Here is a 274-nt window from a genome sequence, read left to right on the forward strand (position 1 = left end):
GATCGTGTTCGTCGCGACGTCGGGGTGCACGTGGGCCCAGCTGCCGCCCTGTTTCGGTCCGTCCGGGCCCACCGCGCACCGGCGCTTCACCGAGTGGAGCAGGGCCCGGGTGTGGGCCAAGCTCCACCGGGTGGTCCTGGACGAGCTCGGCGCACGGGGCGAGCTGGACTGGTCGAGGTGCGCGGTCGACTCGGTGAACATGAGGGCGCTGAAAAAGGGGAGTTGACGGGTCCGAATCCTGTCGATCGGGGCAAATACGGGTCGAAGATCCACC

1 pseudogene is annotated in these 274 nt (G+C 68.6%); it reads left to right on the forward strand.

Annotation, left to right across the window (positions count from 1 at the left end):
- Window positions 1–274, forward strand: a pseudogene (locus tag PUR61_RS00785) (transposase); the annotation flags it as partial.

The sequence above is a fragment of the Streptomyces sp. BE20 genome (genome assembly GCF_036322525.1).
In the GTDB taxonomy this organism is placed as follows: domain Bacteria; phylum Actinomycetota; class Actinomycetes; order Streptomycetales; family Streptomycetaceae; genus Kitasatospora.